The following is a 24,289-nucleotide window of genomic DNA, read 5'->3' on the forward strand; positions in this document are numbered from 1 at the left end:
GGTGATGAGATGATACATACCTACTTAGGGGAGACAATACGTTTTGAGATCAAGTATAAAAATCGCACGTCTATTGGAATAAAGATCGACAGTTATGGAAATGTGGAAGTCCAGGCTCCGAAAGGGACATCTGATGAAAAAGTGCTTCAGTTATTAGAGGAAAAATGGGGCATCATTCAGCAAAAATTAATGGAAATGAAGGGCAGACTGGACGGGCCACAGGAAAAGGTTTATGAGCATGGTGAGAGTTTTCTTTATTTAGGAAACACCTATCCCATCGAGATTATCGAAGATGTAACTATTATGCAAGAACATGTGCAGTTTAAAGAAGATAGGCTTTATATATATGTAAAACAGCATGACCTTGAAAAAATACAACAAGCTCTAAAACGATTCTACTATCAGCAATGTAAGGCATTAGTGGAGAAAAGCATATCCTATTATCAAAGCTACTTCAAGTCAAAACCACGTGGTATTCGGATCACGGATAGCAAAACCACATGGGGAACCTGTGATTCAAAACTGCAGTTAACCTTTAACTGGAGACTGGCAATGGCACCCCGGGAGGTCATTGACTATGTAGTCGTTCACGAAATGTGCCATATGGTCCATCTAAATCACGACCGCTCCTTCTGGCGCCTGGTAGGGAAACTAATGCCTGACTACAAAGAAAAAGAAGACTGGCTGACATTATCAAGTTGGAAAATGACGGTTTAAAGTGAGGCATGGGGACGGTTCTCGTGCCTCATTTTTAATTTCTACTTATTTTGTTAGGAGCCAAAAGCCGGCAATTTTTTTGCCGCTAAAAGCAGCTAATTTCCCGTTGCACGTTGGTTTTGAACAGATTTAAACAAATGATTGTGTAACTGACAATTATTTTAGGAGATTGTAAAGGTTTGTACTTTCATAACAGGCATCCCAGAGTTTTTAACTAAACGTTTGTGTAGATGGCTAGAAGGGAAATTTGGTGAAGATTGGCGAAGGTAAGAGCATTTGAAGTTTTTAAATAGGTAGCTTCGAACTTTTTTCTTGTTTGTTCAACAATTTTTTTGCCCCCTAAAGCGCCATTTGCCCGCTGCACTAAGATTTTTACCAGATTTAATCAGACGTTTGTGTAAACGACAATGTTTTTAACCATAAAAGAATGGAAAGCTTATTATGGTTGAATTTTTATTACTTTTAAACAAACGTTTGTTTGAAAAAATAAATGGGGAATTATGTAGGCCGGTGACCCGAAAAATAGGGGTCAGTCCCCTGTCGCTTTAAAGCTTCAGCTTAGCGAGGGACTGACCCTTTTTCTAAAATAACTGGATGTCCGTAATACAAGTGGCGTCCTTTTCAAATGTGGAAATCTTTGATTCTGCCTTTTTTCCATCGTGTGAAATCTTAATCTGATAGGTTTTATCGCGTGGGAGCCAGAAATCGATAAAGCCATTTGATAGTGATGTAACGGTTTTGTCTACGACCACGTTCCCATCACTGTCTTCCATATATACATCAAACTTTTCATTTGCTAGTTCACCTTGACAACCTGTCAAGCTATGATTCGTTCAGGGATGAGTTTGATTGGTATAAGGTGCGATCGACACGAAAAATTCGTCCTTCGGCAAATCATAACTGGTCTCTTTTCCAGACTTGTCCGTAACAATAAGTTGTTGAGAGGTAATGGATGCATTTTCGGCTTTTAATTTCCGTGCGCTGTAATCGCCAACCATTTCCTTAACGTCACTCGGCTTTGCTTTTTCAGCGGCCCCTTGATCCTGGCTATTTCCGGAACAAGCAGCCAGCAAACTGGAAGCCAATAATAGCGCTGTGATGAGTTTCAACTTCATGGTATGGATTCACCTCCGTCTATTTACTATACCCTAGTATACTATATAAAATTTTTGTTCTCCGCTTTTTCCAGACCTTTTCACAATTTATTCGGTTTTATGATCAAAAGCACCTCACACTTGTCGGATGAACAGTTTTCTTCCTAAATCGACGATTTATAAGTTTGGGGAGCATATAGTTAGAATCATTTTCCCAAAATAATATAATGAGAAGTGGAAGGAGTTGTTGAAATTGGCACAATCATTAAAAGGAAAAGTAGCTTTCATCACTGGTGCTGGAAGAGGCATTGGCAAGGCCGCATCCTTGGCATTAGCGAATGAAGGTGTAAACATTGGTTTGCTTGCCAGAACAGAGACTGAATTAAAGAAGGTCGCAAGTGAAGTAGAAGGTTTAGGGGTGAAAGCTGCTTACGCGGCAGTGGATATTGCCTCTCAAGAAGACGTAGAACAAGCTGTGAAAAAGTTGACCGAAGAGCTGGGAACAGCCGACATACTGATCAACAATGCCGGCATTGGGGGATTTGCTACTCTATTAGATATGGACCCGAAGGAATGGAAGCAAATTATTGATGTCAACCTGATGGGGACTTATTATGTAACGCGTGCAGTCCTTCCTCAATTGATTGAAAAAAATGGCGGCGACATTATTAATATTTCGTCTACAAATGGATTAAACGGGGCTGCCACCTCCAGTGCGTACAGTGCATCTAAATTTGGAGTTATTGGTTTAACGGAATCATTGGCACAGGAAGTCAGAAGAAACAATATCCGCGTTACCGCCTTAACCCCGAGCACAGTGGCTACTGAACTAGCGGTAAAAACAAACCTAATCGCAGAAAACAATGATGAAAAATATATGCAGCCGGAGGACATTGCTGAATTTATTGTTGCTCAATTAAAATTGCATCCACGCATTTATGTAAAAACAGCAGGCATGCTTGCGACGAATCCATTTTAATCTTTGGGTGTGATCTAAAGGGGCTAGTACCTAATGGAGTAATTCTATAAAACGCTTTCTTTTAAACATATAAGAAAAAAACAGCGGGGGGCTGACTCCCGCTGCTCTGTGACTTATAACCGACCTTTTAACTCTTCAATCTCAGCATAATCTAAATTTGTAGTTCTTGAGATTAACTCAATTGGTAATCCTTCTTTTAATAAATTAAGAGCAATTTTCCTCTGGGCTTCGTGTTCTCCCTTTTCCCTCCATGAATTAGGCAATTTCAAGATTTGTTCCGCTTCATCTTTACCCAATTGCTTAATTTCTTCCATTAGTTCCGTCTCCTCACTTTCATTCAATTTTAAATACGTATCAAAGAATCCATTTATCAATTCTAATTTCGCTGGATTTAACTCCATTTTAACTAACATTCGTAAAAATTCTTTTTTTACTTGGACTTTCTCCTTTTCAGTATATCCCATTTTACTGAGTAACGCTGCGGCTGCAGGATTATTCGTTTTGATGTACTGTTTCCAGCTTAATTTTCGTAATTGCAGCATCAAAAACTGAAATGATAAAACATGAAAGAATGGGAAAGTGATGTTAAACTCATTCCGTTCCTTTCGCTCCTCATCATAGGAAAAGACTGCGATTGGCAAAATTGGTTTTCGATACTTATGATAGAGCAAGCTGAAATATTGATACATTATTTCATGGAAATCAGACTGTACATAACTTTGCGGCTCTACATGTATGACAATAAGAGTATCGTCTCCTTTTAATTTTGTTTCAATAACAATGTCTGCTCTTCGGGTCTCTCCTTCTATAAGGTCGGTAAACATTTCCTCTGACAAGGGTGTTATTGCTGAGATATCAACATGATGATGAGCTTCTGGAAAAAACACTTCCAAAAACTCGGAAAAAAATGTGTGAATTAATTGCTTGAATAACTGGTCGTGGCGGATATACTGGTTGGAGTTTTCACGTACAAGCATAGCTTTTGACATTTTCCCACATCCTTAAAAGGAATTGAGGAAGAGACGAGGATGTATATCTACTATCATTTTATCATGTTACGGCAGGCAAGAACAAATGTTCTGTTGGCAATATTAGATAACAGGTGCATTTGGCATTGATGCATGGGGACGGTCTTTGCCTCTTTATTTTTCCGTCGTATAAAATATGCAATTTTTCTATGTTAATCACGGGAAACAATTTTAGTAGCAATGTTTTTAAAATATTTAATCAAACGATTGTGTAATTGACAAATATTTTAGGAGATTGTATAGGGTTGTGCTTTTATAACAGGCATGTCAGAGTATTAACCAAATGTTTGTGTAGATTGCTAGATAGGAAATTTGATGAAGATTGGCGAAGGTAAGAGCATTTGAAGTTTCAAAAAGGTAACTTCGAACTTTTTTCCCTTTAATTCAACAATTTTCGCCCAAAAAAAGCAGCCAATTTTGAGGAGATTTTCGATAAGCTTATCCTTCATACTTGAATTGGCAAAACGTGCATTTTTTTACATATAAAACTTTTGGCCTATATAATAAAATAGAATTAATAGAACATTACAAGGATGATGTCTTTTGGATTCAACCATGAAAAAAATCGTTGAAGCAAGTTACCTGACAGCTGACTCTGCTGCCCATTACCGGACTATTCTTCGCTATTTCTACCATCAGCATGAAAGAATGAGAGATTACATCGCTCCGGAAGAAATATTGGAATTCATGCGCTCGATTCCATCTTTCTCTGACTACCAAGAGGAGCAGCTTCATCAGCAGTTAGCTCAGCTCGTAAAATGGAATAATTTGATTGCACGGCAAGATATGACCAGTGCCAAAACCATAGAGGAATACAAAAAGAAACGGTTCCGTTATCAATGCACACCATATACGGTAGAGATAGAGAGAATGCTAGTTCAACTCGAAAAGATAGGTGATTCCTTCCAAGGGTCATTGGAGCGTTCCCAATTTGAACGGTTGCTCCAGGTGCTCAACGGCCTCCAGGAAGAACTAGATGCCAACTTGCCAAAATCCAATGAAAAATACATGCGGCTTTGGGAAGATATTCTCCGTTTTTTTCAGTCGATTCGGACCAGTACAGCCGATTATATTGCTTATATAAACAGTGAACAGACCGACCAGCGTATGCAAACCGAGGCATTCCTAGTCTATAAAAACCAATTTACTACTTATTTACGAGATTTTATCGTTTCTCTGCAAAAAACAGCGCTGCAAATTCAACAGCTTTTGACAGAGCTTTCGCCAGCGAAACTGGAGGTTTTTTTTCAAAAATTAATTCAGCACCGTCAAGCGGTTCCAAGACTCGAGGATGTCTCATCCTCAACGGATGATTGGTTGATTGAATTTCAGGAATATTGGTCCTCACTGCGACAGTGGTTCTTAGGGTCGGCAATCCAACAAAGTGAACTTGAAACCCTGCAGTGGCAAACCAATGAAATGATTCGCAGGATGACCAGATATGTTCAGCGAATCGGCGAGAGGCAGCAGCATTTCCGTAGCCGTAAGAAGGATTATTTGCACTTGGCCAAATGGTTTTCGGAATCCATAGACATTGAGGAAGCACATAAATTGTCATCTGTTGTGTTTGGATCCATGACGATCCATCATTTGCAGCTGGAGGATGCAACGACGGAGAATCTCCATGTGGATACATGGGATGAGGCGCCAGCCGAACTGACCATTAAGCCCAGAACGGTCCGTTACCGTGAAAAAACGAAACCGGGGGCATTCGATTCCCATGAAAAGAGAAAACGAGCACAGCGGCAGCAATATTTACAGGAACGGGAACAAGAGAAACAACTCATTGAAAAATATATGAGCCAAGGAAAAATTCAGCTTTCCACGCTGCCTGATGTCGAACCATTTATCCGCAAGGTACTCCTGAGTTGGATTGGAAGATCGATGGCCAATAAAAATCGTGAAGTAAAGACAGATTACGGCTTATTGGTGAAAGTGGAGCTGGACAGGGAAACAACCATTACGTTAAAGGCGGAAGATGGAAATTTAGTCATGCCGGATGCCACTTTTTTATTTGGGGAAATGAGGTAAACCAATGGAACAAAATCAGCTGTTTGATGAAAAAGCGTTGCAGGGATTGGATTTGTTGTTTCATTATTACTGGATTCTAAGGTCCCATCAGCCGGAATGGTATCAGCTCATTCGCGAACGGGAAAAGGTTTTGCGCCGGTATATTGATGAGAAATTCGGGCTGCGCCTGATTGTTCATCAACATTTTATTAAACTTGAAAAAATTCCGGTCGAACCGGAGGCTTGGATGGGGATCCAAGATTTTCAGGAACCAATGGACTATTCGATTTTTTGCTGTGCTCACTCTTTCCTGGAGGGAAAAGCGGTAGATGAGCAATTTCTGCTTTCGGAGCTTTGCCAGGAGGTCCAGGCTCATTATCCAGGCGATATTCCCCTGGACTGGACTCTTTATATCCATCGGAAATCGCTGATAAGGGCAGTAAAAGTCCTGATGGATTTTCAATTGATTCGGACAATAGATGGGGATATTGGCCGATTTGACCATAATGAAGAACAGGAAGTATTATATGAAGCTACCATTTACAGCCGGTACTTTATGAGGACGTATCCCGATGATTTGGAAAGCTTCCGGGATTGGAATGATTTAGTCAAAGAAGATTGGAAATTCAATCAAGAGGATGAGAGAAGAAAGCGGGTGTACCGTAAGCTTTTCTTTTCTCCTGGGCTGCATCGAAAGGATGTGCAGGACCCGGACTTCCTTTATATCCGGAATTTCCGTAACCGCCTCGCGGAGGATATTGAGAAGCACAGTGATTATAAGCTGCATGTCTATAAAAATACTGCCTTTCTCTCCATTGCCGAACCAAAGCAGTACCATGAGATTTTTCCAAATACAAAGGCCTCCAGTGATATAATCCTGCAACTGTCAAAGTACATTCATGGACAACCCGATCGCTTCAAAGCCAACGAAAATGGGGAGATGCTGCTGACAGAAGGGGAATTGGAACAGGTGATAGATGATTTGCGTCAGGAGAATGGGACTGGCTGGTCCAAGCATTTTCGGGAGTTGGGTACAAGCGGAATTCGTGCTGAGCTCATCGCGGCGATGAAAGAATGGATGATGGCAGAAGTGGATGAGGAAACGGCTCTAATTCGGATTAAATCATTGGCAGGAGTCATGACGGGTCAATACCCTAGTGATTTTGATACAGGAGGAACAAAAATATGACTGAGGCAAAATGGGTGATGAACCGAGCCGGTTTATTAAATTTTTGGTATTACGATGATGAAATATTTAAATTTTCGGATGGGAAGCTTCTCCTAAGGGGGACAAACGGATCCGGTAAATCTGTTACGATGCAAAGCTTTCTCCCTGTATTGTTAGACGGAAAAAAATCCCCTGACCGCTTGGATCCCTTCGGCTCCAAAGCAAGGCGAATGGAGGATTATCTTCTGGGGGAAAAAGAAGTCGTCAATCGCGATGAGCGGACAGGCTATCTTTTTATTGAATATAAACAGCCCGGGCTGAATCGTTATATCACAACTGGTATTGGCATGCAGGCGAAAAGAAATAAGGGAATCAAATCCTGGTACTTTGTCATAACGGACAATCGCAGAATCAAACACGACTTCGAACTGGCACAAACTCACCTTGGAGATAGAGTGCCTCTATCTGCAAAGGAACTTGAGAATCGGATTGGCAATGGAGGATATGTGGTTCATACCCAGAGTGAATACATGGAACTGGTCAATAAATATATTTTTGGTTTTCAATCCACTGAAGCCTATGAAGAATTAATCAAGCTGTTAATCCAGCTGCGAAGTCCAAAGCTCTCCAAAGATTTTAAACCGACGGTCATTTATGAAATTTTGGAGTCAGCACTTCCGCCGCTCTCGGATGATGAACTGAGGCACTTGTCGGACACCATAGAAAATATGGACCAAACCCAACAGCAACTGGAGCAGCTTCAGCGAGAATATGAATCCTCAAGCAGGCTGGTGAACCAATACCATACGTACAACCAATATATTCTGGCCGAGCGTGCGGAAAAATGGCAGATCTCTTTAAAAAGAAGCCGTGACGCCGAGCAGTTCGTAAATGAATTATCCGAACGTTCGAAACTGCTTATTCAGGAGATTGAGGAGCTCAAGGTAAAAAAGCAGCACTATACGCAGAAGCGGGATATTGCTTTGGCAGATAAACAACGCCTCGAACTGCATGAAGTATGGAATCTCGAAGAGGATAAGAGCAAAAAGCATGAACATGTCTTAGCCTTGATGAAGGAAGCACATTCGTTACAAGAAAAATGGGATGTGAAAAATGACCAATATAAACGAGTTTGGCAGGATAGAGAACAGACCCGTTCACAGTTAACCGAACAGGAAAAGAAGATGGTAGAAGTCATCGAGGAGCTTGACTGGAATGCTGAGGAATCTGCCTTTTCCGAACACACGGTGAATGTCCACGACATGGACCGCCACCGGGATGAAGAATTTGATTTCTCGATATGGATTCAGGAGATTGGAAAGCATGAACAAATGCTGACCACCCTAAAACAATTGGCTGATGAACAAGAACGGCTGTTGGATGAGCACAATCGCCTCCAGCGTCAATCCTCTGACAAAAAGAAAGAAGTCGATGAGCTCCGAAAGAACCTGGATCATTTAGCCGAATGGTTTACCGAGGAAAAGCACAAGCTCGAACAACGAGTGTTTACCTGGATTAGGGAGCATTCAAAGCTTCTTTTTTCCAACAAAAGTTTTCAAAAGGTAGCCCGTGCCATCGAAGGCTTGTATGAAGTGAACCGCTTTGATGAGGTGCGTGAGGAACTTTTTAAGGCTATTAATGAGTATACAACTGAAATAAATACAAACAAAAGGCTTCTTGAAAAAGCAATGGAGGACAAAAAACAGGATATCGGACAAGCCCGGGCAGATCTGCAATATTGGAAAGCACTAAAGATTCCGAATCCAGACAGAGCGGATGGCACCGTTTCATTCCGGGAGCAGTTGACAGAACAGGGACAAGCCTTTGTGACCTTTTATGCGGCGGTCGAATTTCAGGACCATGTGACGGAGGAGCAGCGGGAGCGGATTGAGGCAGCGCTTAAACAAACAGGGATTTTGGACAGCTTAATCACAGAGAAGGCTATCACTCCAACTCATGACCGGGTCATCCAACCAGAGCCGAAATTGCTTGGCTATACGCTGGCGGACTATTTGCGACCAGATTTGGAAGAGGACAGTCCCATTTCCGATCACCTAGTCGATGAGGTACTGAGAAGTATTCCGTTGGAACAGGACGGATCCGGATTCCATATTGATATCGATGGGACCTATTCGATTGGCTGTTTAGTCGGGCATGCACCGAATGAAGGACCCGCCAAATACATTGGCCGTTCTTCCCGCAAGCGATATCAGCAGGAGAAAATCAGAGAATATGAACAGGTGCTGGAACAATTGCAAAGGGAATTAAGCGAGATGGACCGCCAAAAGCAGCTGATGGAGGAAGAGCTCCGTCTTGCAGAAGAATGGAAGCAATCGCTGCCGGCTGATCAAGAGCTTATTCAGTTGAATATCCAAATGGAAAGTACAAGTCTTCAACTTGAGGAACAGAAAAAAATCTTGCTTCAATTAGATGAGCAATGGAAAGCAACGCATGAGCAGCTTCAGCAAGTAAAGCTAAAGCTCCATCAGCAAGGGAGTACCATCAATCTTTCACTGACGAAAGAATCGATTAGCAAAGCCTTAGACACCGCCAAACAGTATCGAGAGTTCCTGTATAGTTTAAAAGATTTGTTCCAAAAAAGTCTGTTTGCACGAGAGAAAATCCTCAGTTTAACTGAGAGGATTGCCGACTTGGAAGCGGAAATGGATGAGATCAAGGGAGAGCAAAACAGCAAAGATTCAATGGTCATAAAAGAAAAAGCGGAAATCGAGTCCATCGAGCAGCAATTGAAATTAAAGGGGATTGATGAGGTCAGACAGCGGATCCAAGAGGTCCAGCAGATTTTGAGTGAATCTAATAAAGAAATTCATAGATTGCTTGAAACAACCCCTAAAAAAGAAACAGCCTATGAATCTTGCTTAAAAGAGTTAACATCCGCAAAAACAAACGCCGAGTTTTGGTCCCTAATGGCAGGCGAGTGGGGGCAAATGGTCAAAACGGAGTCGGACCGTGGGTTTGTGGAAGGCAAGGAAAACGACACTGCCCAGCTGGTGAAGGAACTGGAGCCTGTTTTGACGAAATATGATCGCGCTAAGCTAAATGAACAGCTCACCAAGGCATTCATGAACGAACAGGTGAATTTAACAGAGTACCGGATGTTTGAATACACCGATGAGTGGGAGCGCCCGGAATGGTTCTCCCGTGAATGGGGAGATTATTATGAGCCAATCATAAATGAGTGGAATCAGCTAAAAGGAAGACGTATTCTCCAGATGGAATATAAAGGGCAGCGGGTCAGCCCTTATTATGTCCACTCCTCATTAGTTAAGGAATTGGAAGACCAGAAAATGTACCTTGATGAACAGGACCGGCAGCTCTATGAAGATATCATTGTCAATACGGTAGGGGCCATCTTGAGGAACCGGATTCAACGTGCAGAAAAATGGGTTCATGAGATGGACCGAATTATGAAAAATCGGGATAATTCTTCCGGATTGACGTTCTCGATTGCCTGGAAGCCGCTCACGGCTGAATCGGAGCAGGAACTGGATACAGAAGATCTTGTCAAGCTGCTGCAGCGGAACAGCAAATTTTTAAATGAGGAAGATTTAAATAGGATTACAAAGCATTTCCAATCAAGAATAGCCAAGGCGAAGGAGTTAATCCAGCTGCGTAATGAGGGATCGACACTTCACCAAGTGTTGAAGGAAGTGCTGGATTACCGTAAATGGTTCTCCTTTGTTTTATCTTATAAACGTGTCAATGAGCCCAAAAGAGAACTGACCAACAATGCGTTCTTTAAATTCAGCGGCGGCGAAAAAGCAATGGCTATGTACATCCCGTTGTTTACGGCGGCTTATTCCCGCTATAAGGAAGCAGGAGCGATGGCACCATATATTATTTCACTTGATGAGGCATTTGCGGGTGTCGATGAAAATAATATTCGCGATATGTTTGAAGTCGTCGAGCAGCTTGGCTTTAACTATATTATGAACTCGCAAGCCTTATGGGGAGATTATGATACGATTTCCTCGCTATCAATCTGTGAGCTGGTTCGCCCGAAAAATGCTGACTTTGTTACGGTAATACGTTACCAATGGGATGGGAAGCAGCGTTCCCTTGTATGGGATGACACCCCTGATGAGGAGTTGGTAACAATTGACTGACAAACTTCAGGTGTTCAGGGAGGAACCAGGTTTTCTAAAGCTTTTTACCATGTTTAAGGAAAAGTACCGGTCGCTTGGACGAATCGGCGGAACGGTCAGCATTGAAAAGTTTTCAAGTGAAGAAGTGGAGTCGATTGCCGGATTTTTAGGGCAGTCTGCCAATACGGTCAAGAAGAAAGGCAAACTATCGTTAGCTGACTTCGAGCTGGAATTGGCTCAGACAACTTTCTCGGATTATTCGCTTGTTCAACTGCTTGAAGAGGTACTTCAGGAGTCGATGATCACAAAGCGGGAAGAGCAGGTTATATCGAAACATAAGGAACAGAACTTCTTTAATATGCTAAAGGAGGCTTATCCGGAAGGAATCTGGCTGTGGGATTGGATTGAGTCAAAACCGACGGACTCCCGCTGGATTTGGGGGCTTTATCATCAAGATTCCGTTTTATTGTTTGAGCAGCTAACCACAGTCTTCCGAGCATTTGAGGAATTGCCATTTAGAAAAAATAAGTACGAACGGATGCCCTTGTTTGCACAAAGAACAACGGGCAATCCTCACTATTTTGATAATCAACAAGTAGCAGGTAAATTACTAACCTATTGTTTACAGATTCATCAACAACAATTGGGGACCCGTGAACCGGGAATGCCGAAAACGACCGAGGAACTTAACGATTTACTCGGTATTTATGGGTTGTTGCGGGATGACTTATGGAGTTTTGTATCGTGCCGCGGGTTGTTGGCAGCAGGGGTGATGGGGATAAACCCTGTATGGAAGGCTGCAACGGATACGGACACCGTCTTAAATGTGCCAATTAAGGAATTGCTGAAGTTGGAGAAAGTTTGGCCTGCCCGAGGGAAAAAGGTCTGGATTGTTGAAAATTCCAGTGTCTGTTCAACGATCTTAGATGAGGTCCCTTTTGCTCCAATCATTTGTACGCATGGGCAATTTCGTATGGCCAGCTGGGTGTTATTGGATTTCCTTGTGAAGGAAGGTTGCCAGCTGTATTATTCCGGTGACTTGGACCCGGAAGGACTATTGATGGCTGAGCGGTTGAAGATACGATATCCACAGCATGTCACGTTTTGGCGAATGAATTTGGAAGCTTATCAGAAAGTGGTTTCTGAAGAGGATGTTTCCAGCAGACTTGCTAAAATGGAGGCTATTTCGTCACCGGAGCTGGCTGAAGTGGCAGAAGTTCTGAAAGATAGGAAAAAGGCAGGGTATCAAGAGGGGCTGATAGAGCACCTTGTTAGGGATATAAAGAATGAATTCAATTTAAGTATTGAGAACAAGGAGGATATTTAATATCTTTTCCGTGTAAAATGGTAAAAGCAGCGGGGGGACTGACCCCGCTGCTAATTAATGGTAATAACCCACCTTTTAACTCTTCAATCTCATTAGTGGACTACTGTTACAAATTTCCTAAACTATGTTATTTCTTACCCCAGTCCCTTTCAATTCCAGTTATTTCACTCCATAAAGGTTTATATAAGTGCCTGTGTCACTGTCTGTAATTTGTCGATTTCTTCTCGACATATACGAGTGCGTAACAGGTACTTTTTTAATACACTGAAATACTCAAATAAAAGGGCTTGTTTCGCAAATAAAAGAGGCATTTTTGCAAATAAATGCTCATTTCCCGCAAATAAAAATCAGTATTGATACTCTCCATTATAGATTCGCAAATAAAATACTAGGTTGCAAATAAAATAGGGATTTTCACAAATAAATTTACATTTTCCGCAAATAAAAATCAGTAGTGGTACTCTCCGTTATAGATTCGCAAATAAAATGCTAGGTTTCGCAAATAAAATAGGGATTTTCGCAAATAAACGGATTATCACAGGAGCAGTTAACAGATAAACTTGGTGTATCAAGGAAGGACCGTCGAAGATGATAAATGAAAAGAAAGGTGAAAGAGGAACATTTAAAAAGGTTGTGTTAACGAACAGTTCGATGTGATTATATAATATATATCGGGTGCTAACCTTTTATAAGGATCAGCGCCCAAGAATCACTGCATAATAGGGTGTTGCAGAAATTTCAATCTATAAAAGATTGAAAGTAAACTTCATCTCTAATAAACCCCGAGATAACTAGAATTTAAGATTCTTTTCCATAAGTCTTCAATTTTCTGTTTTGTTGCAACAGCAAATCTAATCTACGAACAAGTATTTCCTTCTTTTTTTTCTTGTCTACCACTTTCCTTTTAAGATTTAATGACATATTTGCACCTCGAAAAATTTAAAAATTAGAATTTTGATTATAAAGACATATGTAAGTAAATGCAGGCGATATTTTAACTTCTTTTAGAGGGGACTAGCTCCTTGTTTTGCTTATTGTAATCGGACTTTTTGCTTACCGCTTATATTATTCGACAAAATTCTTGTTTTTTTGTACTTCGCTATTTAAAAATATACTCTAAAGGGAATAGTCGTTCCCTAAATATCCCAAAAACAACACCCCATTTTTCTTATAAATTATTTAAACTGTAGGTAGAAGGTCGTTTCAGAGAGAGTGTGGGTCCTTACATACCGATTGTTCCCTCGGAAGTAAATGATGTGGTAGGCATTAGGATTACACTCACGTCCTCTTCTTCTCATGGCGTTTCCCTTTTCAAAATCAAATTGGATTTTTCCTTCCAGAAGCGTAGTCCTATTAGCATTTTCCCCAGACTCGAAAGTGTAGGTACCAGAAACTATTAACAAATGAAGCATAGAACAGTCCCCTGCTTCTTTCGAATCATTCTTTTAGGAGAAAGGAATCGTTTCTTGCAAATGGGCGAAAAAATGGTCAAAAAGTGTTTAAATTCCTCGAATACTGTCTAAGAAAATGTCGTTAAGAGGAAAGGGGGTGAGACAATGCACTTCCGCCATTTTCTAATACCAGCTCTTATGATGGGGGCAGCTCTATTTTTGCCAGGAAATGCTTTCGCTGAGAAGGGTGAACAAAATGGACCGTTACAGTCCAATAAAGAAATGGTACAAACTTCTGAAACATCGAATAACTCAGATGCACAAGCTAACCTTCCTTCAATTGCTGAAAGTACTAAACCAATAGATAAAACGGTGCAAGTACCTGAGCAAGCGAAAAAAAATAGCGAGGCAGTTAAACCACGATCTTCCAATGCCGCTCCTAAACAGGTCGTTTCCCCTCAACCTGCTAATGAAACGGCAAAAGCTTTGCCGGCGCAGGCCAATGGGAACGGGTATGGATTATCAGAAATAAAAAAGACTGAGAAAACCGTAAATACTCCAGGCCAGGAGAAAAAGGCAGCTGCTCAGGAAAAAGATAGCGGGTTTAAAACGAAACAACTACTTACATATGATATGACTGAAAATCCCTCTGATCATGAGACGAAAAATCGACTTCAGTCTCAAGAGGAAGAACCAAACATATCAAAAAGTAATCCTGCGGTGAGTATTGAATCACCGTCGCCCGCTCCTGTAGAAAAGGACAAGGCTCCTTCAAGTAGGGAAGAGCTGCCTCCAGTCGATCAGGCAATGGACCCGGCACAACGTTCAACCAATACCGGCGGCTCATCAAATGATCGAGTTAGCACGGGAATAGGAACGGCCAGTTTGGCAGACAAGTGGTTTGAGTGGAATAAGTACTTTGAAATAAGACTTGTCCAACCATTCCTTTCTCGCCATGCATTACTGAATACTCAATGGGTGAATGCCCCGCCTTCACCACCGCCGCAAGCAGCTCCTTTTTTAAAAACCGTTAACCGAAGCTAAATGCCACGGAATACGAAAATTAAAGGAGCGAATTCAATAATGAAACATTATTTAAACACTAATAAGGTTATGAAATCTTTTGTATTAGCAGGAGCAGTATCATTTGGAGTATTTGCGGGTGCACATTTTACTGAGGCGGCTGGACCTGATAAGGCAAAACCAGACCACACCGTTCAAGTAAAGGCCGAAAATCAAGTGCAGGCTAACGTGACAAAACCTGCAGTTCCAGCAGCACCAGCTGTGAAGGAGCAGCCTAAAGCACAGCAAGCAGCCAAATCTCAAGCAAGTGTGCATGCCAGTGAAACGGCAAAAATGAATGCTAATCCGAACTCTGCAGTTCTCGGCAAGGTTGGAAAAGTAGAAGAAACTCCAGTACAAGAACCTGCTGCAGAAGAGCCGGTAATTGAGGAAGCTCCGGTACAAGAGCCCGTTGCAGTAGAGCCAGTAATCGAGGAAGCTCCGGTACAAGAGCCTGCAGTAGAGCAAGGTACGGAAACCGAAGTGGAAGCAGAAGAGCCTGTAACAGCTGAAGATGAAGCGGCTGTTAAGGAAGATGTACAAGCAACAGATCTTGATTCTGAAGACGCTGCAGAGGATACCGAAAATGCCGACCAAAATTCTGATTCAAAGAAGGTCGAATATAATCACGAAGGAATCGTAACTTCGAAGAATGAAGAAGATGCAGATTCAGATGACGAAGACACAGACACAGACACAGACACAGATAAAGAACCTAAGGTTAATCCTTCAGCTGCTAATAAAGTAAACTCACAAGCATACGAGCATGCAAGTGATACGGCTAAAGCTCACGCGAATGTAAACGCAGCTGTCCATGCTTCTGGGGAAGTTTCTGAAGAAGCAGCATCTGAAGAAAAAGCTGAAGAAACAACTGAAGTGACAGTGGAAGACAATACTCAGGTTGTAGCAGATGAAACCACTGAAGGTGAAGTTGAAGAAGATGCAGCGGTTGTAACTGATGAAGCTACTGAAGCTGTTGAAGAAGATGCAGCGGTTGTAACTGATGAAGCTACTGAAGCTGTTGAAGAAGATGCAGCGGTTGTAACTGATGAAGCCACTGAAGCTGTTGAAGAAGATGCAGCGGTTGTAACTGATGAAGCTACTGAAGCTGTTGAAGAAGAAGATGCAGCAGTTGTTACTGATGAAACTGCAGAAGTAACTGAAGAAAAAACAGTTGATACAGAAAAAGTAAACCCATCCCTATCCAACAAAGCAAACGCACAGGCTAGCGTAAATGTAAGCGCGCAAGCAAAAGCTGTCGCTGCTGCCAATTCAGCTGTACAAGCTGTAACTGTGGAAGACGCGGAAACAGTTGTAACAGGTGAAGAAAACACAGACGAAGTAGTTGCTGAAGATACAACTATTGAAGCTGCAACAAAAGAATAATTTGTATATTTCGGGGACTGTCCCACTGGCCAATCCCTGTAATACAAAAAAGGCCCGACTACTTCTATCCGGTAGTCGGGCCTTTTTTACGTGAAACTTCCAAATGGAGATAAATTAATTGTCGGTTTTCTGGAACAGCTCATTACTTGCTATTGGATCAAATATTGTTGCCCCTATCGCGTAGTCCAACCCTCCCTTCCCATTGAAAAGCTTAGAAGTGCTATATACATTACTGCATGAAATAAAATTTTCCACGTATAAGTAGTAAGAAGAAATTTCGCGAAGTGAAGGGAGGTTTTATTTTGTGGAATCATTCTGGTAGTCAAAATGGCCCTTTCAATATGTATAGTTATTATATAGGATATAATCCGCCAACTTCAGTGAATCCTTATCCAAAATTTCCAAGGATCCACAACAGTGCTTTCTTAAGTCCGTTTACTTATATTGTGGGTGATGTAACAATTCAGAGTAATACATATATCGGCCCATTCGTAAGTATCCGGGCGGATGAAGGAACGCCATTTTATATCGGCAGCAATAGCAATTTGCAGGATGGTGTTATTCTACATGGTCTTAAAAATAGATATATTGAAAAGGATAATAACAAATATTCCATTTATATCGGAAATAAGGTTTCATGTACTCATGGATCATTAATTCATGGTCCTTGCCGGGTTGATGATGATGTTTTTATTGGCTTTAAAGCCATAGTTTATAATGCTTTGATAGGGGAAGGGAGTTTTATTTCTTCAGGAGCTGTTGTAACGAATGGGGTGGTAGTGGAACCCAATCGGTTTGTTCCCCCGGGAGCTCATATTGATACCCAAGAGAAAGCAGACCGATTATCACCCGTGCCTCAAACGGAAGAGGAGTTTGCAAAAGAGGTACAAAGGGTCAATCAAGAATTCCCAGCGGCTTACTCCTTATTTTTTGGGAAAAATAAATGTTCTTGCGGGCTGGCTTGTTAGTGTAGTTTAAGTTTATTTGATAAGAGATTTATTTTCTGAGGCATGGGGACGGTTCTGCTGCATCATTTTTGCCGAATGACATAAATTGGTGAACCCTCCCTGTTAGAAGTCTTAATTGAAATTATCGTAAGAGGGTCTATTCTCTTAAAAGTTTCATTAAAATATCTACATCCAGGGCTTGATGACCCTCCTCATCCTTATTCGGGAGTAACATCAAACCGGAAATGACTGAGAAGTAGAGCATCATAAGCTTAGCAGGGTCGCCCTTGCAAAATTCTCCCATCGCCTGCCCCTTTATAAAAACGGGAATCAGCTGCTCAATAAAAGAAGGGATTGGATATTGTCGGACAATTTCCTTTGCCTTGTCTGGGACTTCATCAGAGGTTTGTACTTGCTGTATGAGCATAAACGAATGTTTATTGCTTGTATCGAGCATTTTCTTGGTTAATTCTTTGATTTTTTCTAATGGTGAGCCCGACATATTCTCCAATGACGCAAATGCCTCTGCAGTCTCTTCCATTGCCTCCTTAACAAGTTCAATAAAAAGTTCATCCTTTGAATGGTAATATCGATAGGTAAGCCCCTGACTGATGCCTGCCTCCTTAGCGATCATGCTTATTTTCGTGCCAATAATTCCACGTTTGGCAAATACTTTTAGAGCTGCTTTCTTTATTTGTTCTCTTCGTTCTTCACGGTTCTGGTCTAGTTGCTGCTCATTTAAGGGAGGCATCCTCATCACTCTTTTCTTTTTTTGTTTATTTCACATATATTCAGCCATTCATCGATAACATCACTTGCTCTTCACTAATGTTCCAAAGTTGCCTTGCTAATTCTTTGTCAGCTGCCACTTCTGCCGGTTCCTTCTGTTGTCGATCAACACAATATTTGCCGTTAAGATTTGAGACATCTTTTGTTTCTGCAAGCCATACCAATGTATCTGCCCCCTTTTCTGGGGTACGGGAAAAAAGATTCATGACAGCCATAGTTGCTTTGGCCATCATTCCATTATTTTGATTAAAATTTGTTGCCACAAGTCCTGGATCGAAACAATGAACGCTGACATTTGTTCCTTCTAGACTACGCGCCAATTCAGATGTAAATAAGATATTGGCCAGCTTTGTCTGTGCATATCGTATAGTCGGTCCCCCCATTATTTTTTTAAAACCTCTATAAAGCCCCTCTCCATTTACATCGGTAAAGTCAAAGCCGTCTTTTGCCATCTGATGGCCATGAGATGCGGTATTAATCACCCGAGCGGATTCACTTTCCTTAAGTCGATCTAAAAGCAGTGAGGTGAGGAGAAAAGGGGCTAAGTGGTTCACAGCCCAGGTCATTTCCACTCCTTCTTCTGTTTTCTGAAAGGTATCGAATAAAGCGCCTGCATTATTCACTAAAATATCAATCCTTGGACACCGTTCTAGAATTTCCGTTCCAACTAGGCGGATGGACTTTTGGGAGGATAGATCAGCAATAAATACATCTACATTAATCGGTTTGCTTGTTTGCGACTTTAATAGGGTTGAAATTTCTTTAGCTTTGCTGTGATTTCGAGCAATGATCCCTAAATTGGCTCCACGTGATGCCATTGCCTGTGCCGCTGCAAAGCCAATTCCGCTTGTGGCACCTGTAATCAATACATATTTGTCCTGCAAATCCCAGTCCATTTTTGTAGTATTATTCGCCATTTTTTCAGCTCTCCCTTTTTGAATGAATGATTCATTCATTTTTAAAATCAGTATATTTTAAGACTTTAAAAAAAGTACCAATAATTTTTGAAATGGGAAAAGAGACTGAATAATAATAGCTCCATACAGGATAATGTGAAACACAGCCATGTATCGCGCAAATATGAGGACCAAACGCAGTAATGTAAATTTAGCTTAAATTGACACGCCATTTCCTCCCAATTTCTTGCTATAATGACTACAGAGAAAAGTTGGAAGGGGTGGGAAAGATTATGAAGATTTCCGTGATCATTGTGGACGATAACTCCTTTATTCGCGAAGGCTTGAAAATTATCCTTAATACATATGCAGAGTTTGAGGTGCTTGAAACAGTGTCTGATGGAAAAGAGGCCGTAGACTACTGCTTAAAGAATAAGGTCGATATTGCCCTTCTGGATGTGCGCATGCCCAATATGAATGGGGTGGAGGCGTCCAAGCTGATTACGGAGCAAACCAGCACAAAGCCGATTATCTTGACCACCTTCGATGATGATGAATACATTCTTGATGCCATCAAAAATGGCGCCAAAGGCTATTTATTGAAAAACAATGACCCTGAACAAATTCGTGATGCGATCAAGAGTGTGTATAACGGAAACAGTATTATTCAGGAGGTTATTTTGGAAAAAATTAAGTCCAATCTCGCGGAAAAAAAAGCTCCAGAGACGCCAATGGACCTCAGCACGTTCACCGAAAGAGAACGAGAGATTATGTCCCTGATTGCCAAGGGGTATTCCAATAAAGCGATATCCAAGCAATTGTTTATTTCCGAAGGGACGGTGGCCAATTATATAACTTCAATATTAAATAAGACCGGGCTTGAGCACCGGACCCAGATTGCGATTTACTATCTGAAGGGGAAAGTGGAATAGGATGGAGCTGTGGATGATTGGGACGAAGCTCGTCCTCTTGCTTTATATAGCCTTCTGCTTTGTACGGGCAGAGGGTAGTTCGATCGACTTGGCGGTTCTTACCTTTCTGCTTTATTTTTGCATCAATATCACCCTATATATTTTTAAACATACTGCCGTCAAGACGCTGCTTCTCATCGGATCCATCGGTATGACGGTGGGTGCTTATAACATGGTGCATCCGATCTTTAGTATTCTTTTACCACTATCCATTGTGGAACTGGCCGCAGGATTTATGGAACAAAAATTCATACTTCTGCTACTCGCCATCATCCCAATCTTTTATATACAGGAACCGTTCCAACCGATTTACGGGTTAGTAGCCATCTTTTGCTTTATGCTTTATTCCGTCACCCAAAGCTTCCATAACATGCAGGTGAAGGATGAGGCGCAGATGGATTCGATGCGAAAAGCGATGGGGAACTTAACGAAACGTGTAAATGAAAATACCGAGTATATTCGGCAGTCGGAATATACCTTCAAATTAGAGGAACGAAATCGAATTTCACAAGAGATTCATGATAAAATTGGTCATTCGATGACAGGGGCCCTTTTTCAAATGGAAGCGGCGAAACACTTGCTGGAAACCGATCCACAAAAGGCAGCCGAGCTGCTACAAAACGCCATCCAGATTTCAAAGGGGGGCATCGAAGACATCCGCTTGACCTTGAAAAATATGAAGCCCCCGACAGAGCAAGTTGGCATTCATCGCCTGAAGCTGATGATTGATGATGTCAATGCCAAACAGCCGATCAAAACCGTGCTGACGTATGAAGGGAATTTAGACATCATTTCGCCGATCCAGTGGAAAATTATCCATGAAAATGTCACGGAGGCGCTCACAAATGCAATGAAATATTCCCAGGGAACGCTTGTTTCGGTCGATTTAAAGGTGTTAAATAAACTAGTCAGAGTCGAAGTGAAGGATAATGGCAAGGGAACAGACACGATTAAAAAAGGGCTTGGCATCATTGGGATGGAGGAGCGCACCGCCGCGGTGCATGGAACGATGATTGTCGACAGCACCCATGGCTTTTCCGTCACCACCCTCCTGCCGATATGAAAATCTAACACTCACAATATGAAAATTCTCATGTGAAAAGAATGAACGATTGCACTTATGCAGGTTCATTCTTTTTTTTATACTTGAACTATAGAAACGATCTAGGGGTGAAGAGATGAACGTGTTGGAGATAAAGAATGTAACGAAGAAATTCGCAGATTTCATTGCGGTTGATAATATGAGTCTAGCTGTTGCCGAGGGAGAAATCTTTGGCTTTCTCGGGGCCAATGGTGCGGGGAAAAGCACCACGATTAATATGATTGCCGGGCTGCTGCGCTGTAATGACGGCATCATTAGTATTCTTGGAAAAAATTCAGCCAAACACAGCCGTTTTGCAAAAATGAACCTTGGCATGGTCCCCCAGGATTTGGCCATCTATGAGGACATGACGGCCTATGAAAACGTGAAATTCTTTGCTGGCCTATACGGTCTGCGCGGCGCCGAACTGCATGACCTTGTTGTGGAAGCTCTGGAATTTGTCGGACTACAAGATAAGCACAAGAGCTATCCCAATAGTTTTTCAGGGGGGATGAAGCGGCGCTTAAACATCGCCTGTGCCATTGCCCACCGGCCGAAGCTGATCATTATGGATGAACCGACAGTGGGCATCGATCCGCAGTCCCGCAACTATATTCTGAACTCGGTTAAGAAGCTAAACAAAATGGGCTGCACCATCATTTACACAAGTCACTATATGGAGGAAGTCGAGGAGATTTGTTCGCGGATTGCCATCATTGATCACGGAAAAATCATTGCCGAGGGAACGAAGGAACAGCTGAAATCACTCATTACCAATACGAAGGATTTATGGATTGAGGTTAAATCCTCAGAAAACTTGAACATCCAGGCTATCAAAGAAATTCATGGCGTCGAAGCTGTTTCAATAGAGGAATATTTTATTAAAATCAACTCGGATACGGGCGTTAATAATTTAAACAAAATCATTGAGCACTTGATCAACAATGGGATTGAAATCCGTGGCCTCCAAGAAAAGGCCCCAAATTTAGAGACTGTGTTTTTAACCTTAACCGGAAGAAACCTAAGGGACCAATAGGGGGGATTCACATTGAACATACTCAATATTGCCTGGAAAGGCATTAAAACAGAGTTCAGGGACATCAAAACCTTGATTTTCTTGTTAGCTTTCCCGATTCTTTTAATGCTCGTCCTTGGAACAGCCCTGTCGAACACGTTTACGACCAGTCTTCCTGTGGATGATCTCCATGTTTTATATAAAGATACAACACAAGACGGAAGCTTTCAGCAATTTATCACAGCGGCGGAAAAGTCGGGGATGCATTTTAAGAAAGTCACCAATCAAGTAGATGGAAAAAAAGCAGTGAAGCAAAGTACCTATGATGGGTATGTAGAAGTGACTCAAAATGGCGTCCAGCTGTATGTCAATGATGATAATAGTATTAAAGGCAGTATCCTGCAAGGCATGGTCTCCGGCTATGTCGACAAGTATAATATTGCTTCTGAAATCATGAAGACAGCACCTGAAAAGCTGGAAGCAGCGTTTACAGCGGGGGAGCAGAGAGATTTTATTAAAGAAACCTCGCTAAATCCGAATAAGCAGCCGGGATCGATGGATTATTATGCGATTGTGATTACGACGATGATAGTGCTGTACGGGGCGCTGCCGGCCAGCTCGCTCATTGTCAGTGAACGCGTGAGAAGGACGGCAGATCGCCTGATCGCTGCACCGGTAAGGAAGAGTGAAATTTTTATCGGAAAAGTGTTGGGAAGTCTCGTTAGCAACGGCTTGTGTGTCATCCTCGTCATCCTGTTTAGCAAACTATTATTCAAGGCAAACTGGGGTGACCATCCGGGGCTGGTATTTCTCGTGCTGCTGACAGAAGTGGTGTTTGCAATTAGTTTGGGAATTGGCGTCAGCTTCCTGACGAAAACTAGTGCTGCTCCTCAAGTCATCATTATGATCGTGGTGCAGCTATCGTCCTTTTTTGGCGGGGCCTATTTTAAAATTGAGAATCCTGAAGGAATCTTTAAACTGATAACGGAGCTATCACCGCTCACCTGGATGAATGCAGCGATAACGAAAATCATCTATGCAAATGATTTTTCTGCCGTCATTCCGGCGGTCAGCATCAATCTGATCGGCTCGTTTTTATTGTTACTAGTGGCAATTATCTCACTGCAAAGAAGGGAGGGGCTGTAATGAGGGATATCCTCTGGATCGTGCAAAACACGTTACGTGTGACATTTCGAAAAAAGAAAAACATCTTGCTGTATCTGTGTATGCCGTTAATAGGAATTTTTATTGCCCTGATGGCCTATGGCGGTGATCAAAAAATGATCCTGCATGTCGGCGTAGTCAATCAGGACAATGCTGAGATTACTGCGGATACGATTCAGTTTTTAGCAGGATTAGAGAATGTGAAGATTACCGAACTGGAAGCAGGGCAGGTCCAAGAAGAAATAGTTTCCGGTAAGTTCGACAGTGTGATTACCTTTGAAAAGGGGTATTCAGACAGTGTATTGACGGGGCGGCCTGACCATATTCAGCTCACTTCCATCAAAGGCGCACAAGTGACAGGCTTCGTGAAGTCCTATTTATATCAATATATCGATAATATCTCGACGATCAGCCGAGCAGCTGATGGAAATCAACAGACTTTTCAGCAGATGTACCAGGATTACCAGCAATCGTCCTTTCAACTCTCAACTCATTCTTTAGCGGATACATCGAGGAATAAAAATATGACGACCCAAACAATTGGTTTCCTGATTATGATCATGCTGATTTCTGCAAGTAATCTGTCCGAGATCATTCTGCTGGAAAAAGAAAAACGCACCTATTTTCGACTGTTATCGACTCCGATTAACGCAAGAAAATATTTATTGGCGAATGTGTTGGTCAACATGATAGTGATGACGATTCAGGTTGCCGTAACGCTAACCATCATGAAAAGTGTCTTTCATATTGGCCTGAACATGTCTTATTGGGAAGCGGCGGTCGTTATGCTGCTGTTTTCACTGATTGCAGTTGGGTTATCGCTTGTGTTGATTTCCTTTTCAAAAAGCCGCAGTGCAGCAAATGCCCTGCAGAATTTAATTATCACTCCAACCGTGATGCTTTCCGGGTGCTTCTGGCCTGTGGAAGTCATGCCAACCACCTTGCAGAAAATAGCGAACTTCCTGCCGCAGCGCTGGACGCTTGATACGTTAACGAAGCTGCAGGAAGGGCATGCGTTCAGTGAGTTATCCTTGAACCTGCTGATTCTCTTTGCCTTTGCGGCGGCGTTTTTCTTAATTGCGGTCTATAAATTCAGCCGCAATAAGTCAACAGAGAACTTTGTATAGGTTTTAGTTATAAAACGGAACAACAGTATAA

General features: G+C 41.9%; 18 protein-coding genes. 14 read left to right on the forward strand and 4 right to left on the reverse strand.

Features of this window, described 5'->3' with window-relative positions:
- Positions 1-9: 9 nt before the first annotated feature.
- Positions 10-717, forward strand: coding sequence for a M48 family metallopeptidase (locus tag ACNQGS_RS13635; protein ID WP_491487777.1), 708 nt, complete (start codon positions 10-12; stop codon positions 715-717).
- Between the two features lie 581 nt (positions 718-1,298).
- On the opposite strand, the gene ACNQGS_RS13640 is transcribed toward ACNQGS_RS13635, so the two are convergent.
- Entirely contained in the window at positions 1,299-1,832 is a 534-nt protein-coding gene (locus ACNQGS_RS13640; RefSeq protein ID WP_491487778.1) for a CueP family metal-binding protein, read from the reverse strand.
- Between the two features lie 232 nt (positions 1,833-2,064).
- On the opposite strand from ACNQGS_RS13640, the gene ACNQGS_RS13645 reads away from it, so the two are divergent.
- Positions 2,065-2,790 carry a 3-ketoacyl-ACP reductase gene (locus ACNQGS_RS13645; protein WP_491487779.1) on the forward strand — a complete coding sequence of 242 codons (726 nt, stop codon included), beginning with the start codon at positions 2,065-2,067 and terminating at the stop codon, positions 2,788-2,790.
- A gap of 113 nt (positions 2,791-2,903) precedes the next feature.
- On the opposite strand, the gene ACNQGS_RS13650 is transcribed toward ACNQGS_RS13645, so the two are convergent.
- Positions 2,904-3,779 (reverse strand): Rpn family recombination-promoting nuclease/putative transposase, encoded by an 876-nt coding sequence (locus ACNQGS_RS13650; protein ID WP_491487780.1) that lies wholly within the window; start codon positions 3,777-3,779, stop codon positions 2,904-2,906.
- Positions 3,780-4,361: 582 nt separating this feature from the next.
- On the opposite strand from ACNQGS_RS13650, the gene ACNQGS_RS13655 reads away from it, so the two are divergent.
- The 7 genes from ACNQGS_RS13655 to ACNQGS_RS13685 all read left to right on the forward strand — a co-directional run bounded on the left by ACNQGS_RS13655 (position 4,362) and on the right by ACNQGS_RS13685 (position 17,236).
- Complete coding sequence (locus ACNQGS_RS13655) at positions 4,362-5,849, forward strand: TIGR02677 family protein (RefSeq protein WP_491487781.1); 1,488 nt, start codon at positions 4,362-4,364, stop codon at positions 5,847-5,849.
- 4 nt (positions 5,850-5,853) lie between these two features.
- A complete protein-coding gene (locus ACNQGS_RS13660) occupies positions 5,854-7,017 on the forward strand; it encodes a TIGR02678 family protein (protein ID WP_491487782.1) in 1,164 nt (387 codons plus the stop codon).
- A complete protein-coding gene (locus ACNQGS_RS13665) occupies positions 7,014-11,123 on the forward strand; it encodes a TIGR02680 family protein (protein ID WP_491487783.1) in 4,110 nt (1,369 codons plus the stop codon). The genes ACNQGS_RS13660 and ACNQGS_RS13665 overlap by 4 nt, the downstream gene beginning before the upstream one ends.
- A complete protein-coding gene (locus ACNQGS_RS13670; RefSeq protein ID WP_491487784.1) occupies positions 11,116-12,429 on the forward strand; it encodes a TIGR02679 family protein in 1,314 nt (437 codons plus the stop codon). Before ACNQGS_RS13665 ends, ACNQGS_RS13670 begins: the two co-directional genes overlap by 8 nt.
- Before the next feature lie 1,556 nt (positions 12,430-13,985).
- Complete coding sequence (locus tag ACNQGS_RS13675; protein ID WP_491487785.1) at positions 13,986-14,864, forward strand: hypothetical protein; 879 nt, start codon at positions 13,986-13,988, stop codon at positions 14,862-14,864.
- Between the two features lie 39 nt (positions 14,865-14,903).
- Positions 14,904-16,268 carry a hypothetical protein gene (locus tag ACNQGS_RS13680; protein WP_491487786.1) on the forward strand — a complete coding sequence of 455 codons (1,365 nt, stop codon included), beginning with the start codon at positions 14,904-14,906 and terminating at the stop codon, positions 16,266-16,268.
- Between the two features lie 341 nt (positions 16,269-16,609).
- Positions 16,610-17,236 (forward strand): LbetaH domain-containing protein, encoded by a 627-nt coding sequence (locus tag ACNQGS_RS13685; protein WP_491487861.1) that lies wholly within the window; start codon positions 16,610-16,612, stop codon positions 17,234-17,236.
- A gap of 136 nt (positions 17,237-17,372) precedes the next feature.
- On the opposite strand, the gene ACNQGS_RS13690 is transcribed toward ACNQGS_RS13685, so the two are convergent.
- On the reverse strand, positions 17,373-17,966 hold the full coding sequence (locus ACNQGS_RS13690) for a TetR/AcrR family transcriptional regulator (RefSeq protein ID WP_491487787.1): 594 nt from the start codon (positions 17,964-17,966) through the stop codon (positions 17,373-17,375).
- A gap of 40 nt (positions 17,967-18,006) precedes the next feature.
- Positions 18,007-18,921 carry an SDR family NAD(P)-dependent oxidoreductase gene (locus tag ACNQGS_RS13695; protein WP_491487788.1) on the reverse strand — a complete coding sequence of 305 codons (915 nt, stop codon included), beginning with the start codon at positions 18,919-18,921 and terminating at the stop codon, positions 18,007-18,009.
- Between the two features lie 272 nt (positions 18,922-19,193).
- On the opposite strand from ACNQGS_RS13695, the gene ACNQGS_RS13700 reads away from it, so the two are divergent.
- From ACNQGS_RS13700 to ACNQGS_RS13720, 5 genes are all read left to right on the forward strand, one after another.
- On the forward strand, positions 19,194-19,832 hold the full coding sequence (locus ACNQGS_RS13700; protein WP_491487789.1) for a response regulator: 639 nt from the start codon (positions 19,194-19,196) through the stop codon (positions 19,830-19,832).
- Between the two features lies 1 nt (position 19,833).
- Positions 19,834-20,934, forward strand: a complete 1,101-nt coding sequence (locus ACNQGS_RS13705) for a sensor histidine kinase (RefSeq protein WP_491487790.1) — start codon at positions 19,834-19,836, stop codon at positions 20,932-20,934.
- Between the two features lie 115 nt (positions 20,935-21,049).
- A complete protein-coding gene (locus ACNQGS_RS13710) occupies positions 21,050-21,988 on the forward strand; it encodes an ABC transporter ATP-binding protein (protein ID WP_491487791.1) in 939 nt (312 codons plus the stop codon).
- A gap of 12 nt (positions 21,989-22,000) precedes the next feature.
- A complete protein-coding gene (locus ACNQGS_RS13715) occupies positions 22,001-23,113 on the forward strand; it encodes an ABC transporter permease (protein WP_491487792.1) in 1,113 nt (370 codons plus the stop codon).
- Positions 23,113-24,258 (forward strand): ABC transporter permease, encoded by a 1,146-nt coding sequence (locus ACNQGS_RS13720; protein ID WP_491487793.1) that lies wholly within the window; start codon positions 23,113-23,115, stop codon positions 24,256-24,258. The genes ACNQGS_RS13715 and ACNQGS_RS13720 overlap by 1 nt, the downstream gene beginning before the upstream one ends.
- Positions 24,259-24,289 lie beyond the last annotated feature (31 nt).

The organism is Neobacillus sp. PVCKKU3 (genome assembly GCF_058323225.1).

What these genes read in the sequence shown, in the direction of transcription:
- ACNQGS_RS13635 (WP_491487777.1), top strand. Translation starts at nt 10, where the DNA reads ATGATACATACCTACTTAGGGGAGACAATACGTTTTGAGATCAAGTAT.
- ACNQGS_RS13650 (WP_491487780.1), bottom strand. Translation starts at nt 3,779, where the DNA reads ATGTCAAAAGCTATGCTTGTACGTGAAAACTCCAACCAGTATATCCGC.
- ACNQGS_RS13660 (WP_491487782.1), top strand. Translation starts at nt 5,854, where the DNA reads ATGGAACAAAATCAGCTGTTTGATGAAAAAGCGTTGCAGGGATTGGAT.
- ACNQGS_RS13665 (WP_491487783.1), top strand. Translation starts at nt 7,014, where the DNA reads ATGACTGAGGCAAAATGGGTGATGAACCGAGCCGGTTTATTAAATTTT.
- ACNQGS_RS13675 (WP_491487785.1), top strand. Translation starts at nt 13,986, where the DNA reads ATGCACTTCCGCCATTTTCTAATACCAGCTCTTATGATGGGGGCAGCT.
- ACNQGS_RS13680 (WP_491487786.1), top strand. Translation starts at nt 14,904, where the DNA reads ATGAAACATTATTTAAACACTAATAAGGTTATGAAATCTTTTGTATTA.
- ACNQGS_RS13685 (WP_491487861.1), top strand. Translation starts at nt 16,610, where the DNA reads ATGTATAGTTATTATATAGGATATAATCCGCCAACTTCAGTGAATCCT.
- ACNQGS_RS13690 (WP_491487787.1), bottom strand. Translation starts at nt 17,966, where the DNA reads ATGCCTCCCTTAAATGAGCAGCAACTAGACCAGAACCGTGAAGAACGA.
- ACNQGS_RS13695 (WP_491487788.1), bottom strand. Translation starts at nt 18,921, where the DNA reads ATGGCGAATAATACTACAAAAATGGACTGGGATTTGCAGGACAAATAT.
- ACNQGS_RS13700 (WP_491487789.1), top strand. Translation starts at nt 19,194, where the DNA reads ATGAAGATTTCCGTGATCATTGTGGACGATAACTCCTTTATTCGCGAA.
- ACNQGS_RS13705 (WP_491487790.1), top strand. Translation starts at nt 19,834, where the DNA reads ATGGAGCTGTGGATGATTGGGACGAAGCTCGTCCTCTTGCTTTATATA.
- ACNQGS_RS13710 (WP_491487791.1), top strand. Translation starts at nt 21,050, where the DNA reads ATGAACGTGTTGGAGATAAAGAATGTAACGAAGAAATTCGCAGATTTC.
- ACNQGS_RS13720 (WP_491487793.1), top strand. Translation starts at nt 23,113, where the DNA reads ATGAGGGATATCCTCTGGATCGTGCAAAACACGTTACGTGTGACATTT.